At 70.4% G+C, this 13,903-nt stretch carries 17 protein-coding genes; 7 read left to right on the top strand and 10 right to left on the bottom strand.

Annotated features, from left to right (window positions below):
• Nucleotides 1-15: 15 nt before the first annotated feature.
• Together HZS54_RS03380 and HZS54_RS03375 are read right to left on the bottom strand one after the other, a co-directional pair.
• On the bottom strand, nucleotides 16-1,023 hold the full coding sequence (locus HZS54_RS03380) for an AI-2E family transporter (RefSeq protein ID WP_179920555.1): 1,008 nt from the start codon (nucleotides 1,021-1,023) through the stop codon (nucleotides 16-18).
• Nucleotides 1,024-1,358: 335 nt separating this feature from the next.
• Nucleotides 1,359-2,102, bottom strand: coding sequence for a DNA polymerase sliding clamp (locus HZS54_RS03375; protein WP_179920554.1), 744 nt, complete (start codon nucleotides 2,100-2,102; stop codon nucleotides 1,359-1,361).
• Nucleotides 2,103-2,263: 161 nt separating this feature from the next.
• Between HZS54_RS03375 and HZS54_RS03370 the strand changes: the two genes are divergently transcribed.
• The 3 genes from HZS54_RS03370 (at nucleotide 2,264) to HZS54_RS03360 (ending at nucleotide 4,723) form a co-directional block, all read left to right on the top strand.
• Nucleotides 2,264-3,016 (top strand): hypothetical protein, encoded by a 753-nt coding sequence (locus HZS54_RS03370; protein WP_179920553.1) that lies wholly within the window; start codon nucleotides 2,264-2,266, stop codon nucleotides 3,014-3,016.
• Nucleotides 3,017-3,121: 105 nt separating this feature from the next.
• Nucleotides 3,122-3,856, top strand: a complete 735-nt coding sequence (locus HZS54_RS03365; protein WP_179920552.1) for a sporulation protein — start codon at nucleotides 3,122-3,124, stop codon at nucleotides 3,854-3,856.
• An 81-nt stretch (nucleotides 3,857-3,937) separates the two neighbouring features.
• Complete coding sequence (locus HZS54_RS03360) at nucleotides 3,938-4,723, top strand: 23S rRNA (uridine(2552)-2'-O)-methyltransferase (RefSeq protein ID WP_179920551.1); 786 nt, start codon at nucleotides 3,938-3,940, stop codon at nucleotides 4,721-4,723.
• A 12-nt stretch (nucleotides 4,724-4,735) separates the two neighbouring features.
• Here HZS54_RS03360 and rio1 read toward each other — a convergent pair whose 3' ends face one another.
• The 6 genes from rio1 to HZS54_RS03330 form a co-directional block, all read right to left on the bottom strand.
• Nucleotides 4,736-5,608, bottom strand: a complete 873-nt coding sequence (rio1, locus tag HZS54_RS03355; RefSeq protein ID WP_246391761.1) for a serine/threonine-protein kinase Rio1 — start codon at nucleotides 5,606-5,608, stop codon at nucleotides 4,736-4,738.
• 72 nt (nucleotides 5,609-5,680) lie between these two features.
• Nucleotides 5,681-5,968: a translation initiation factor eIF-1A gene (eif1A, locus tag HZS54_RS03350; RefSeq protein WP_179920550.1), complete on the bottom strand. Its 288-nt coding sequence runs from the start codon at nucleotides 5,966-5,968 to the stop codon at nucleotides 5,681-5,683.
• A 67-nt stretch (nucleotides 5,969-6,035) separates the two neighbouring features.
• On the bottom strand, nucleotides 6,036-6,956 hold the full coding sequence (locus HZS54_RS03345; protein WP_179920549.1) for a metal-dependent hydrolase: 921 nt from the start codon (nucleotides 6,954-6,956) through the stop codon (nucleotides 6,036-6,038).
• Between the two features lie 93 nt (nucleotides 6,957-7,049).
• On the bottom strand, nucleotides 7,050-7,376 hold the full coding sequence (locus HZS54_RS03340) for a DUF5783 family protein (protein ID WP_179920548.1): 327 nt from the start codon (nucleotides 7,374-7,376) through the stop codon (nucleotides 7,050-7,052).
• Between the two features lie 85 nt (nucleotides 7,377-7,461).
• Nucleotides 7,462-7,743 carry a hypothetical protein gene (locus HZS54_RS03335; RefSeq protein ID WP_179920547.1) on the bottom strand — a complete coding sequence of 94 codons (282 nt, stop codon included), beginning with the start codon at nucleotides 7,741-7,743 and terminating at the stop codon, nucleotides 7,462-7,464.
• Between the two features lie 203 nt (nucleotides 7,744-7,946).
• Nucleotides 7,947-8,168 carry a hypothetical protein gene (locus tag HZS54_RS03330; protein WP_179920546.1) on the bottom strand — a complete coding sequence of 74 codons (222 nt, stop codon included), beginning with the start codon at nucleotides 8,166-8,168 and terminating at the stop codon, nucleotides 7,947-7,949.
• 137 nt (nucleotides 8,169-8,305) lie between these two features.
• On the opposite strand from HZS54_RS03330, the gene HZS54_RS03325 reads away from it, so the two are divergent.
• Nucleotides 8,306-9,166, top strand: a complete 861-nt coding sequence (locus tag HZS54_RS03325; RefSeq protein ID WP_179920545.1) for a DUF7551 domain-containing protein — start codon at nucleotides 8,306-8,308, stop codon at nucleotides 9,164-9,166.
• 174 nt (nucleotides 9,167-9,340) lie between these two features.
• Here the strand turns inward: HZS54_RS03325 and recJ are convergent, their stop codons facing one another.
• Nucleotides 9,341-10,768: a RecJ family nuclease gene (gene recJ / locus HZS54_RS03320; RefSeq protein WP_179920544.1), complete on the bottom strand. Its 1,428-nt coding sequence runs from the start codon at nucleotides 10,766-10,768 to the stop codon at nucleotides 9,341-9,343.
• Between the two features lie 171 nt (nucleotides 10,769-10,939).
• Between recJ and HZS54_RS03315 the strand changes: the two genes are divergently transcribed.
• Together HZS54_RS03315 and HZS54_RS03310 are read left to right on the top strand one after the other, a co-directional pair.
• A complete protein-coding gene (locus tag HZS54_RS03315; RefSeq protein WP_179920543.1) occupies nucleotides 10,940-11,287 on the top strand; it encodes a hypothetical protein in 348 nt (115 codons plus the stop codon).
• 337 nt (nucleotides 11,288-11,624) lie between these two features.
• Nucleotides 11,625-12,191, top strand: coding sequence for a mechanosensitive ion channel domain-containing protein (locus HZS54_RS03310; RefSeq protein ID WP_179920542.1), 567 nt, complete (start codon nucleotides 11,625-11,627; stop codon nucleotides 12,189-12,191).
• On the opposite strand, the gene HZS54_RS03305 is transcribed toward HZS54_RS03310, so the two are convergent.
• Nucleotides 12,192-12,578 carry a hypothetical protein gene (locus HZS54_RS03305; protein WP_179920541.1) on the bottom strand — a complete coding sequence of 129 codons (387 nt, stop codon included), beginning with the start codon at nucleotides 12,576-12,578 and terminating at the stop codon, nucleotides 12,192-12,194.
• Between the two features lie 240 nt (nucleotides 12,579-12,818).
• Here HZS54_RS03305 and HZS54_RS03300 point away from each other — a divergent pair, with 240 nt between their 5' ends.
• Nucleotides 12,819-13,826, top strand: a complete 1,008-nt coding sequence (locus HZS54_RS03300; protein WP_179920540.1) for a formylglycine-generating enzyme family protein — start codon at nucleotides 12,819-12,821, stop codon at nucleotides 13,824-13,826.
• Nucleotides 13,827-13,903: the final 77 nt, after the last annotated feature.

Below are 13,903 nucleotides of genomic sequence, written 5' to 3'. Positions count from 1 at the left end.
CGCTCGCCGACGCCCTCACCCGTCGACGTAGCGCTCGTCGAACACCCGAACGAGCGTCGCGAACAGACCGACGACGATCGGCCCGTAGAACAGCCCCATCGCGCCGAAGGCGTAGACGCCACCGAAGACGCCGACGAGGACCGTCGCCGAGTGCAGCGACGACCCGCGGTCGACGACGCGGGCCCGGAGGTAGTCGTCGACGACCGCGACCGCCGTGGCCCCGTAGACGACCAGGAACGCGGCCGCGAACAACCGATTCTGGAGCCCGAGCCACAGCGCCGCCGGGCCGAGGACGCCCGCGACGCCGACCACCGGGAACAGCTCCAGGACCATCATCACGAACGTCCAGAACAGGACGTTCGGGAGCCCGACGAGGAGGAGCCCGGTCCCCGCGACCGCCCCCTGGACGACCGCGACGAAGCCGTGGCCCTTCAGGACCGCCCAGGTCGTCCGGTGGGCGTCCTCGCGGAGCCGTTCCGTCGTCGCGTCGTCGAGCGGGAGGCGTTCGCCGACCCAGTCGACCAGTCGGTCGCCGTCGACCAGCAGGTAGTAGAGGACGAACAGGAAGAGCACGGCGCCGAGGAAGAGGTCGGTCGTCGCGTTCACCAGCCCGGTGAGGTCGCCGACGAGCAGTTCGCCCACCCGCCGCGGGACCGACTCGGCGATCGACCCCAGCGGGACCTCGACACCGAGCAGTCGCTCGACCCGCCGCTCGGCCGCCGAGGGGACCGACAGCCCCTCCAGCGTCGCGGAGAGGTCGCTCAGCCCCGCCGGCGCCGCGGCGAACAGCACCGCCCCGACGGCCGCGGTCGCTCCGACCGACAGCGCGACCAGGGTGACGGCCGCGACCCGCTCGCCGATCCGGGGGGCGAGCCGCCGCTGGGCCGGCGCGAGCAACACCGCCAGCAGGAGGGCGAGCAGCAGCGCCGTCAGGAACGGGTGGACGATCAGCACCACGAGATACGCGAACACCGCGAGCAGGACGGCGAAGAAGCCGATCCGCAGTCGCTCCGCGTCGACCATCACGCCCTCCTGCGACCGACCGATCGACGGGAGACCGTTCCCGTCCCGGCAGTCGGAGACAGCCCCGCCTCGCCGGTCGGTCGCCTCTCGGCGGGCCGGTTCGAACTCGATCGCGTCCGGGCGGCGTTCGGTTCCTGCACGCCGGGATCGACGAGTGCCGGCCGGAAGGGCCTTGATCCGGGCTACGGGCGGGTCGGTTGCGGGCTCCGTGCGAGGGGGCGCCGCGGAAGCGGTCGGTGGCGGGGACCGGGCGGTGTCGGGGGCCGAGCGGTCGCCGCCGGAGCGGTCGCTGGGGTCGAAGTAGACGGCGAAAACTGTGGAGCGCGGACGGCTGTCTATTCGCTCTGGATGCGCGGCGCGAGCATGAACGTGACCTGCCCCTCACCCTCGGCGATGTCGAAGTGCATCTTGACGGGGAACTCCTCGCCGAGTTCCATCCGCACCTCGGCGTCCTTCGGGATGGCCTTGTTCATGTCCTTCAGATAGTCCAGCGAGAACAGCGAGTGGGCCGTTCCGGCGGTCAGGTCGATGAGGTCCTCGCGGGTGAGTTCGAGGTGGACGTCGTCGGTGTCGCCCTCCGCGTCGACGTAGAAGTACTCGTCGGCCTCGTTCACGCCCAGGGCGATGTGGTCGCTCACCATGTCCGCGGCGGTGACCGCGCGGTCGATGTCGCGGCCCTCGATGACGATCTCGGCAGCGAGATCCAGGTCGGGCAGGTCGGGCTCCTGGCGGATGGAGTCGGGGTCGATCAGCGCCAGCGTGTACTCCAGGCCGTCGATGGCGATGTGCAGTTTCCGGGTCTCCTCGTCGAGTTCGAGGTGGACCAGCTGGTCGGCGTCGGCCATGCCGGCGATGTCCTCCAGCCGCGAGAGGTTGACGCCGATGACGCCGCCGTCGGTCTCGTAGGACTCGAAGGCCGAGGCCGACAGTTCGAGGTCCACCATGCCGACGTTGGCGGGGTCGACCGCCCGGATCTCCAGGCCTTCCTCCTCGAGGTGGATCTTGCACTCGTCCACCAGCACGCTCACGGAGTCCAGTGTCGTCCGGAGCGTGTCCGCGCTCACGATGGCGTTGAACATCTTGCCCGCGGCTACGCCCCCATCCGTTAAAAAGTCCCTTCTTTGCCCGCGAGCCCGCGCGTGGCCGCGTGGTGCGGTTTCGGCGGATCGGGGCCGTCCGCCGTGGGTGCCTGCGAATGCACCCACCGGTCTTAGCCGGCTCACGTCCGAACTGGTCCCGTATGCCGCCACTACCACGCGACGACGCCCTCGCAGGCTCGGGCGACGGAGACGCGGCGAGCGACGGTGACGGCGACGGCGACCGTTCCGGCGACGGTGAGCGGGCGACCGCCGCCGACCGCCGGTCGGGCGTCTCCCGGCGTCGCGTCCTGCGCGGCGTCGGGGGCCTCGGTGCGAGCGCCGTCGGCGCGGGCGCGGTCGCCGGCGCGAGCGGCGTCGCGTCCGCCCAGATCACGCAGGCGGCGGCCATCCCGGAGGTCGCGCGCTGGGAGAACGAGAACCTGGCTGGGTTCATGATCCACGTCGGCGGGTCGACCTCCCCGACGCAGGTCCGGGTCGCGGAGGGCTGTGTCCCTCCCGGGAGCGACACCTGGCCCCCCGACGAGATGCTCGCCTACGACGCGATGGTCATCAACCGCAAGCTCGGGGATACCCCCGAAGCGGAGACGACGCTGTACATCGGGGGATCCGTCGAGGTCCTGCCGGGACAGCTGTACCTGATAAGCCGGTTCAACCGCTGCGACGACGGGTTCGTCGGCGTCTCCCTCGAACAGATCGGCCGCTCGGACGTGAGCGCCGGCCCCGGCCAGCAGGCCACCAACCGCCCCGTCGCCGACGTCGAGGAGGACGAGCGCCCCAGGGACCTCGGAACGACCCAGACCCCCGACGCCACCGGCCCCGGCTTCGGCCTCCTCGCCTCGTTCGCCGGCCTCCTCGGCGGCGGCGCGCTCCTCCGTCGCCGCGACGACGAGTGAGGTCCCGCGTGCCGCGCCCGCCCGGACGACTCCCCGTCCGGCCGACCCGCTCCGCGCCCGACGCACGTACCTTTTTGTGTCGAGCCGCCGGAACTATCGACCCGTATGAAGAAGATCCTCGCGTCAGTCGGCATCGGTAACGCGACCGTCGACACCGTCCTCCAGAACGAGACCGTGCGGCCGGGCGACGCCGTCGACGCCGTCGTGCAGGTCGAAGGCGGCGACGCCGAACAGACCGTCGACCGGGTCGAACTGGAGGTCGAGACCCGCTACCGCGGCGAAGAGGGCTACGAGGAGGCGACCGTCGACCGCCTCCACCTCACCGACGGGTTCACCGTCGAGCCCGGCGAGTCGACGAGCTACGAGACGACGCTCGACATCCCCTACGCGACGCCGCTGACGATGGGCGACGCCGCCGTCTGGGTCGACACCGACCTGGAGATCGGGATGGCCGTCGACCCCGAGGACGAGGACCCTCTGGAGGTCCGTCCCACCGAGCGCATGGAGACGGTCTTCGACGCCGCGGAGGACCTGGGGCTGTCCTTCCGGACCGCCGACTGCGAGGCCGACCCCTACGCCCGCTACACCGACCGCCGGTTCGTCCAGGAGTTCGAGTTCCGCCCCTCGGGCGGCCCCTTCCGCGGCGACCTGGACGAACTCGAACTCGTCTTCGACCCCTCCCCGGAGGCGCTGACCGTCTACGCCGAGGTCGACCGCCGCGCCGGACTGCTCAGCGAACTCGCCGACGCCGACGAGCGCAAGACGAGCTTCGCCCTCCCCGAGGCCGACCCCGACGCCGCCCGGTCGCAGCTCGAAGGGACCATCGAGCGGCTGGTCTGAGTCGGGAGCCGCCGTCGCACCTGCTCCCGTCCCGTCGCCGGAACGACACCCCTAACCGCCTCGCCGGGGTATCAGCGACCAATGAGCGGCAAAGACGAGTACTACAACAAGGCCAAACAGCAGGGCTACCGCGCCCGCTCGGCGTACAAGCTCCAGCAACTCGACGAGACCGCCGGGCTGTTCGGTCCGGGCAACACCGTCGTCGACCTCGGCGCGGCGCCGGGCGGCTGGCTCCAGGTCGCCGCCGAGGAAGTGAGCGACCGCGGGACCGTCGTCGGCGTCGACCGCCAGCGCATCGACCCGCTGGAGGACCACGACAGCGTCGAACTCGTCCGCGGCGACCTCACCGAGGAGTCGACCATCGACGAGGTCGTCGAGCGCGTCGGCGCCGACACCGGCGAGCGCCCGGTCGACGTGGTGATCTCGGACATGGCGCCGAACATGACCGGCGACTACGATCTGGACCACGCCCGCTCGGTCCACCTCGCGCGCCAGGCGTTCGAAGTCGCCGACCGCGTCCTCGATTCGGGCGGCGATCTGGCCGTCAAGGTGTTCGACGGCAAGGACCTGGACGATCTGGAGGCCGACATCGACGAGCAGTTCGAGTACGTCCGGCAGGTCCGTCCGGACGCCTCCCGGGATTCGTCCTCGGAGCTGTATCTGGTCGCGAAGGGGTACCTGACGGCGCCGGTCCGCGAGGGCGACACGGTCGAGGTCGAGATCGTCGATGTCGGCAGCGAGGGCGACGGGATCGCCAAGGTCGACGGGTTCACGCTGTTCGTCTCCGGCGTCGAGGAGGGCGACACCCTGGAAGTCCGCGTCGACGACGTGAAACCGAACTACGGGTTCGCACAACCGGCCGAATAGCGCGCTCGGCGTTCAGAACTCCTCGGCCACGTCCTCGTCTTCGTCCTGGTCGAGGACGTACTCCTTCAGCTCGTCGGCGGTCACGTCGTGACCCTGGCGGCCGAAGAAAGCGGTGACGTTCTCGCAGTCCCGATCGAGGAACTCCTCGGCGTTGGGGTGGTGGACCGTCACCGCCTGCCCGAGGTCGATGACGTAGATCTCGTCGCCGTGGACGATCAGGTTGTACTCCGAGAGGTCGCCGTGGACGAGCCCGGCGTCGTGCAGCCGGCGCATGTACTCGCGGACGACCTCGTAGGCGGTCTCGGGATTTTCGAGGTTCACCTCCGAGAGGCGCTTGCCGCGGCCCTCCTCGGTGCCGAGATACTCCATGACGAGGACGTTGCGCTCGACGGCGATGGGTTCGGGGACGAGCACGCCGGCCTTGCGGGCGCGCTTGAGGTTGGCGAACTCCTTGCGGACCCACGCGAGGACGACCTTCTTCTTGTCCGAGCCGATCCCGCGGAAGCGCGGGTCGCCGTCGAGGTAACCGCGCATGTCGGTGAAGTCGGAGGCGTTGATGCGGTAGACCTTGACGGCGACCTCGGTGTCCTCGTCGCCCAGCGCGGTGTAGACGTTGGCCTCCTTGCCCGTCGAGATGGGGCCGCCGAAGGCGACGATGTAGTCGTCCTGGACGAGCTTGTAGAGGGCGGCGTAGGTGGCGTCGTCGAACACCGAGTCCTCGACCTTGAACTGCTCGGTGTTCTTGATGCGCTTGCGGAACTCGCTGAACTCGCGGTCCCGTTTGCGGGCGATCGTGTCGGCTTCGGTGTCTTCGACGTCGATCTCCTCGAACTCGTCGCCGGGGGCGTCGGCCTCGTCGGTGTCGAGCAGGCGGTACTCCGGCATGGTCAGCGGCTCCACCCGGCGCGCGGGGAGAAAATAGCTGGTGCGCGCCCGGCGGTGGTGTGGTCCTCCATGCTACTCCTGGATGTGCCCCTCCTCGCGCAGCTGGTCGGCCTGCTGTTTCTCGTAGCGCCAGGTGATGTCGGCCTTCTCGTCCTGCCAGTCCCAGGGGTCGACGAGCACCACGTCGTCCTCGCGGATCCAGATACGCTTCTGCATCTTGCCGGGGATGCGCGCGGTGCGGTTCGTCCCGTCCATGCAGCGTACCGCTACCCGGTTGGCACCGAGCATCTCCGTGACGACGGCGAACACCTCGTCGTCGTCCGGCATCCGCAGGTCGGTTCGGCCCTCGTTGTCGCTCATACCCGACCGTTGACTCGGGAAACGTTTTAAGTTTTGCAGGATCGGGAAGGATAGCTCGGGACCTGTGTCACCCGACGACCAGGTACACCGCCGCGTAGGCGACGGCGGCGAGGCTGATGGTCGCGAGTGCGGTCACGCCCGCCCGCCAGCTCCGCACTCGCTCCAGCGACGGCGGGGCGACGCCGACGAACCCGACCGCGAGCACGCTGAACACGAAGTGATACGACACCTCCAGCGTGGGCGCGGGGAGCGCGAGCGCGGCGCCCGCGTAGGCGACCCCCAGCACCGCCCGGCGGTCGACGTGGGCCGCGGGTCGCTCGCCGGAGATGCGGAAGTACGCCGCCAGTGCCAGCCAGACCGTCGCGAGTTCGACCCCGAAGGCCCCGAGCAGGTGCAGCGTCGGGTCCGCCGAGAGGACGACTCGCTCGGCGACCAGCGTCGCGTCGAACGGGTAGAGGAGGGCGGGCGGCGACCCCGTGAACAGGTCGCCGAAGGGGTGGGTGAACAGGCCGACGAACGCCGCGCCCGCCAGCACCCGGGACGATACGTCCCGACGGCGGGCGAGCGCGACGAGGCCTCCCACACAGAGGACGAACACGGCCGTCACCGCACCGGCCAGCGCGCCGCCGATCGCTGCCACGGTCGGGACGAGCGCGGCCAGTAGCGTCGCACCCGCCGCTCGCGAAGTCGGCTCGACCCGTCCGGCGAGCCAGACCGCGGCGGTGACGACCGCGGCGACGGGGAGGGCGTGGGTGACGCCGCGGTGGACGCGGTTGCCGGCGTCCCAGAACGACTCGACGGGGATCGAACCCGCCCCGGCCGCGGGCGCGACCAGCCCGGAGAGGCCGTACACGACATCCACGTCCGGAAGCGTGGCGAACAGCGCCGCGAGGACGGCCACCTGCAGTGAGCGCTCGCGGGACCACCCGAGGCGGTCGGCGCCGAGGGCGGCGACGGCGAACGCGAGGCAGGCGTGGCCGACGAACATCACGCTCGCTTCGCCGCGCGGAGAGATAAGTGTCTCGCGGGAACCGATAGCACACTCCGTCGAGAACCACGGCGTTGTCCGTCGAGCGCGCGATTACTCCCCGTCGAGGCCGAACACCGACCGGATCTCGGCCTCGATCTCCTCGACGTACCGGTCGAGGATCGTCTCGACCTTCTCGTCGTCGGCGACGACGACGCCGGACAGCCGGTCGGTGGGGTCGTCCGGGAGTTCGATTCGGAACTCGCCGTCGCCCTCGTAGAACGGCTCGCTCTCGGCGAGGATCCGCTGGTCGATGGCGTGGATCAGCTCCGAGTCGTAGCGGTCGTTCATCGTCTCGAAGGCGCTCTTGTACGCGCGCTGGAGTTCGGTGAAGTAGTTGGCGTACTTGTCTTCGAACCGCTCGGGGTCGAACTCGGCCATTGGCCGAAGACAGGGCCACCGCCGACAAAAGTCGTCCGCCTCGGCTGTCCCCGCGGGCCGGCCGGGGTCACCGCCCGGCCGTCGGTCACTCCTCGTCGCCGATCCCGAAGTCGCCGTCCTCGACCGGAATCCGCGTGCGGTTCTCCGGGAACGCGAGCAGGAACAGGCCGCTCCCGACGATAGCCGCGAAGACGATCCCGCCGGCGACCGTCGCGACGACCGTCGTCGGGAGCGGACCGCCGTTCGCCGCTGCGACCGCTACCACGACGCCCAGCAACACCAGCGTCACCATCACCCCGAAGACGAACCCCGCCCCGAACAGCAACTTCCCGTCGTCGGTCAGTGGTTCGGCCGGTTTCGTAGCCATGCGTGTCCCACGATGGCGCTCCTCGCATAAATATTCGCCACCCGTCGCGGCCGTCGTCGGCCTCGCGATAGCCGTCGTCCGCGGAAGTCGACATTCGATATATCGAAATGTAGTTTATCGACGAGCCAGCGCCCCGCCGTCGCTCGACAGTGTCCGAGAGAGAGCGGCGCTCTCGTTGCCGAAATCGAACGCGGCCGCGGTCGTCACTGCGTGGTCGGCAGGTACAGCACGGCGTAGGCCATGAACAGGATGCCGCCGACACCGAGGACGACCAGGTAGGCGATCGGCCCGACGGACGCGACCGCGCTCACCGCTCGACCGGCGACCGCGACCGGGTTCGAGGCGGTGACCGACGATCCGAAGACGAGCGCCAGGGCTACGACGACGAGCGCCAGGTCGAAGGCGTCGCGCTCCGCGACCGTCATCGCCTGAACGCTCGACGCCCGCCCTCATAGACCTCACGGCCCGGCGGCCCCGTCCGTCCACGCACCGCTCTCGACCCCGTCCGTGCCACCGGAAACCACCCGCTGTTATATACTATTGTGTTTTAGGCACACCTAAAATGATCGGACGAACGCTCACGGACATCAGGGCGGAGCTGGAGGGGCTCGCCGAGCCCTCGGGGGAGTACTACGTACAGTGCGGGCGGACGGGCGAGCGACCGGTCCCCGTCGACGGTCGGCGGTTTCCGGACCGCGAGACGGCGGTTCAGGCGGTGCGGGTGGCGCACGCCTATCGGGCGACGCTCCGGCGGTACGACCCGCGCGCGCCGTGGTACGACTTCGTGGTCTGTGAGGCGGACGCGAGCCCGGGGGGCGATCGGACGTGGGGGTTCCCGCCGACCGCGGCGAGCGAGTCCCCGTCCCAGCGCGCGCTGGTGGCGTACTGTCACGACCTGGCCGGCGCGGTGTTCGAAGCGCTGTCGACCAGCGACCACGGCGGCGTCGAGCGCGCGGTGATGGACGAGTACCTCGCGGCCGCCGAACGGACTCCCGACCGCGACCGGCTCTGTCTCCAGTTGCTCGCGACGATGGCGACGGAGCTGCAGTCGCGGCTCCCCGAGCCGGCCCGAGCGGACGCCCTCCAGCGCGCCAGCGCGCACCTCCCCGCCGTCGAGGGGAGCGCCCGGCCCGTCCGCGCGGCGCTCGCGCACCTCCGATCGGTCGGACTGATCGACGGCTTCACCCTCGCCGACGGCCACTGGGACCGCCCGCGCGCGGTGACCGTCCGCGGCTACGAACTCCGATCCCGGGAGGAGCGCCTCCCGACGCTCCCGCTCTCGGCCGAGACGGTCCGACGCACCGCCGGCCGCCCCCGCGTCGCCACGACCGCGACGCCCGTCGACGACGGCTGGCGCATCCGCCTCTCCCCGGCCGGCCCGACCGCCGGCTCGCTCGACACCGCGACGCCGGTCGACGGCTGAGCGCCGTCGGCGCCGATATTCCGCCCGTTCGTCGCTCCACGCCCGTCTTTTCGCGCTCGCCGACCGTCGACCGATCCGCTGCGATAAACTCTACACCGCTATACATAATCGGCGCGCCGGTGCCGAACCGGTCGCTCCGGCACGGTCGGATCTGCGGCGAAAACGGACTCCCCGTCAGCCGGTCTGGTCGGCGACGATGTCGTCGGCGGCGTCGACGAACGCTCGCTCTTTCCCGGCGGGGATCGTCGCGCCCGCCGCGATGTCGTGACCGCCGCCGTCGCCGCCGACCGACCGGGCGGCCTCGCCCATCACGACCGAGAGGTCCAGCCCCTCGCGGACGAGACTCCCCGTGCCCCGCGAGGACACTTTCGTCTCCTCCTCGTTCTTTCGGGCGAGCGCGACGATGGGCTTGCTCGCCGAGACGCCGTCGGTCCCCAGCGCCATCCCGGCGACGATCCCGACGATCGTCTCGCGGATCGCCTCGCCCGCGTCGAACCACTGGAGGTGGTCCTCGTGGATGACACCCTCCCGGCGGACGTACTCCAGCCCCTCCGAGAGATTGCGGCGGTGATTCGAGAGGAGCGTCTGCGCGCGGTCGAGCGCTCCGTCGCGGTTGCCCAGACACACGCCGAGGCCCACGTCCGCGCGCTCGTAGCGGGCGGTCGCGTTCAGCAGCGTCGAGAACTCGCTGGCGTCGCGCAGTTCGGTCCCCCGCGGCTCGTCGACCAGTTCGTAGGTCGTCCCGACGAGCGTGTTGATCTTCTTCGCGGGGACCCCGCGCTGGACGGCGTGTTTCACCAGCGCGCTCGCGACCGTCTGGCGCTCGTCGTCGGTCAGGTCCACCCACGTCCGCCACTCGCCCGCCTCCTTGAGGTCCACGTCCAGCCCCTCCAGGAAGCGGACCGATCCGGCCTCGTCGCCGGAGACCCCCGGGATCTGCACCTCCGTCGCGTACTCGAACAGTTTCGGCAGCGGCCGGGTCTGCTTGCCGTACAGCGACAGGTCCGTCCCCTCCGCGAGGACCCCCGCCTCGACGCCCTCCTCGACGATCCCCCGGTTGGCGCCGACGAGTTCGCCGCCCACCGCCTGCATGTCGCCGACGGCGCCGACGACCGCCAGCCCCGCCAGGTCGCGGTTGTCCGCCGACTGGTCACCCCGGGCTTCGAGCGCCCGCGCGAGGACGTACGCCGCACCGGCCCCGGAGAGTTCCGAAGCCCCGTCAATCCCCTCCAGCAGCGGATTGAGATGGTACTCCGTCTCGGCGTCGGCGGGCTGGTGGTGGTCGGCGATCACCGGTTCGAAGTCGCCCGCCCGCTCGTGGGCCGCGATGGCGTCGAGCTGCCCGCTCCCGAAGTCGGTGAACAGCACGGTGTCGTACTCCCGGGCGGCGATCGTCGCGATCTCCGTCTCGTCGAGCTGTTTCTTGAACACCGTCTCGAAGGACAGGTCGGCCCGCTCCAGCGCCGTCGACGCCACGGCCGCGCTCGTCAGTCCGTCGGCGTCGATGTGCGACGCCAGCAGCACCCGCTCGGCGTCCAGCAGTCTGTCGGCGCAGGCGGTCGCGCGCCCCGCGAGGTCGGGAACCGGCCCGGTCGTACTCATCGAGCGTTTCTTATCGCGGCTTCGGGTTTAAGCGTCCGGGTGTCCGGGCGGCGTCCGCCGCTCGTCTGACGCGGGGCAGACGGGCGCGTGACGCCGGCGTTCGGACGCGAAAGCGCCGTATCCTCACCGCACCGAACCTGTTTAGTTCGGGTATCTCCAACCGTCGGTATCGTGAACGCGGTCGACCGCTGGGAGGCCGCGCTCGCCGACCGGGGCGAACTCACCCCGGAGGCCGTCGACCGGATCCTCGACCTCCACGGCGAGCGCGGCGCCCGCGCCATCGACGCGGTCTCCGAGCGGCGCGTCAAGGAGTACCGGGATTTCACCGTCGTCGTCGGCTTCGACGACGAGTACGTCGTCGAGGACGACTCCTGTGACTGCAAGGACGCCGAGTACAACCTCGACGACGATGACCCCGAAGAGCTCTGCTGGCACGCCATCGCCGTCCGCATCGCCCGCGCCGTCGACGCCGAAGACCACCACGACATGTGGTACTCCGAGGTCCGGGAGTTTCTGTGACCATCTAGTTTCCATCTTTTTCCGCCGGGGGTATCCTCAGTCGCTTCGCTCCTTGCGGGTACCCCCGACGCAAAAACATGGGTGAAAAAACCGGACGACTCGCTCACTCCGTTCGCTGGCGTCCGGCGAACCGGCGCTCCGCGCCGGACGTTCGACCGCCACCGCCCAACCACCGCACCGCCCCGCTACCGTCCCGACACCGCACCGCCCCGCTACCGTTCCGACACCGCACCACCCCGCTACCGCCCCGCCACCGCACCGCTCCGCCACCGCAACCCCTCCGTTTCCGGTCGAACCGCCCCCGTAACTCTTGGATCGCCGGTCCATTGGGAGCGCTATGCAGACGCCAGTCGAGTTCGTCGTCGATCTCGCGAGCGAGACGGTGAACGAACTCGGGGCCGCGCTCACCGAAGCGGTCCCGCGGCTCGCCATGGCTATCGTCTTCGTCTCGCTCGCGTACGTCGCCATCAAGGTCGTCCTCTCGGTCGTCCGGCGGTTCTTCCGCGGGATCTACCCCGGCGAGCAGGAGCTGATCGCCCAGCTGTGGGTCACTATCGTCGGCGTCTTCTGTTGGTTCGGCGCCGCGCTCGTCCTCCTGAACATCCTCGGGCTGGGCGCCATCGCGGCGAGTCTCGGCACCGCGACCGGCTTCCTCGCGCTGGGGGTCTCCTACGCCCTGTCGAGCATGATCGAGGACGCCGTCGCCGGCGTCTACCTGCTCCGGGACCCCGACTTCAACCCCGGCGACCGCGTGACGACCCAGTCGATGACCGGGACGGTGCGGGCCATCGAACTGCGCAAGAGCCGCTTCGAACTCGACAACGGAGAGACGGTCGTCCTCGCGAATCGCGACGTGGAGAAGCGCTGGACGAAGGAGGGCGACAGCGACGTCGACGCCGCGTAGCTACGACGGGTCGAGCCGATAGCGGACGGTGGGCTGGCCCTCGAAGGTCGGCCCGGACCCGGTCCGCTCGAAGCCGGCGTTCTCGGCGGTGTCTCGGGTGGCGCTCTCGGCCTCCGGGACGAGCAGCTCGACGGCCATCCCCTCCGAATCGGCGAAGCGGATCGGCTCCCCGAGCAGGCGGTCGCGCACGTCGTCCGTGCCTTCGAGCTGCGTGACGTGGACCGTCTCCTCGCGCGCGTCGTAGCTGACGAACCCCTCGATGGTCTCCTCGTCGGTCGCGACGCGGACGGTCCGGTCGTGGACGAGGTTGCGCATCACGTCCTTGGGCGACCCCGTGAGTTCCGCCAGCCGCTCCGCGTCCGCCTCGACTGCGTCCCGGATGTCCATGTCCGCCACCATGCCCCCTGCGCCATTAAATCCACGCCTGGGTGTCTCCGGGATCAGTAGTCGTGCTGGATATCATAGTAAGGCCTCCGCCATCTCTGGAACTCCTACCGCGGTTGCCGTTTCAGTGCGGTTGCCGTCGCTGTCGTCGTTCGACTCGCGCTGTCGCCGCTCCCGGTCTCGACCATCGCCTCCCGCTGGTCGCACCCAAACCGTTTCCTCGGCGCCGCTCGAAGCGCAGGCGTGAGCGACGAGGACCGCGCGTGCTGTAGCCCCGGACGCGGGGCCGACGACCCGACTGCGACCGACGCCGAGTCCGCAACCACTGATTCGTCGGACGCCGACTGGCGCACCGAACCCGCCACGGACGACGACCCGCGGACCGACCGGACGGTCCGCGTCGACGCCGGCTCCTTCCGGATGGGTACCGACTCCGACGTGGGATTCCCGGAGGACGGCGAGGGGCCGGCCCGCGAGGTGACGACCGACGCCTACTACGTCGACCGCTACGCCGTCACCAACGCCGAGTTCCTCGAGTTCGTCCGCGAAACGGGCCACACCACCGACGCCGAGCGGTTCGGCTGGTCGTTCGTCTTCGAGGAGTTCGTCGCCGCGGCAGACCGCGAGCACGTCCGCGAGCGCGTCCCCGGCGCGGACTGGTGGGTCGCCGTCGCCGGCGCCGACTGGTTCCATCCCTCCGGACCGAGTTCGAGCGTCGTCGCCGACGACTTGCTCGACCACCCGGTCACGCACGTCTCCCACCGCGACGCGGCGGCCTACGCCGACTGGGCGGGCAAGCGCCTGCCGACCGAGGCCGAGTGGGAGCGGGCCGCCCGCGGCGGCCGCGAGGGCACCCGCTTCCCGTGGGGCGACGAGCTCGAACCCGACGGGGAGCACCGCTGTAACGTCTGGCAGGGCGAGTTTCCCGAGCGCAACACGGGCGCCGACGGCTACCTGGCGACCGCGCCGGTCGACGCCTTCGACGCCAACGGCTTCGGCCTCCGGAACGTCTGCGGCAACGTCTGGGAGTGGTGTCGCGACTGGTTCGACGCCGAGTATCACACGACTGCGGCCTACGACCCCGAGAACCCGACCGGGCCCGCCGAGGGCGACGAGCGGGTGATGCGCGGCGGGTCCCACCTCTGTCACGAGTCGTGGTGCAACCGCTACCGCCTGGCCGCCCGGTCGAAGAACGACCCCGACGGCTCGACCGGCAACATCGGCTTTCGCTGCGTCGTCGACGCGGCGTGACCACCGAGAGCGCACGGGTGTGACGGCCGACAACCGGTCGTCGCCGACCGCGGTACTCCTCTCGCATATCGAACAGA

The sequence above is a fragment of the Halosimplex pelagicum genome, assembly GCF_013415905.1.
GTDB classification, from domain to species: domain Archaea; phylum Halobacteriota; class Halobacteria; order Halobacteriales; family Haloarculaceae; genus Halosimplex; species Halosimplex pelagicum.
This window is presented reverse-complemented; position numbering and strand designations above follow the sequence as displayed.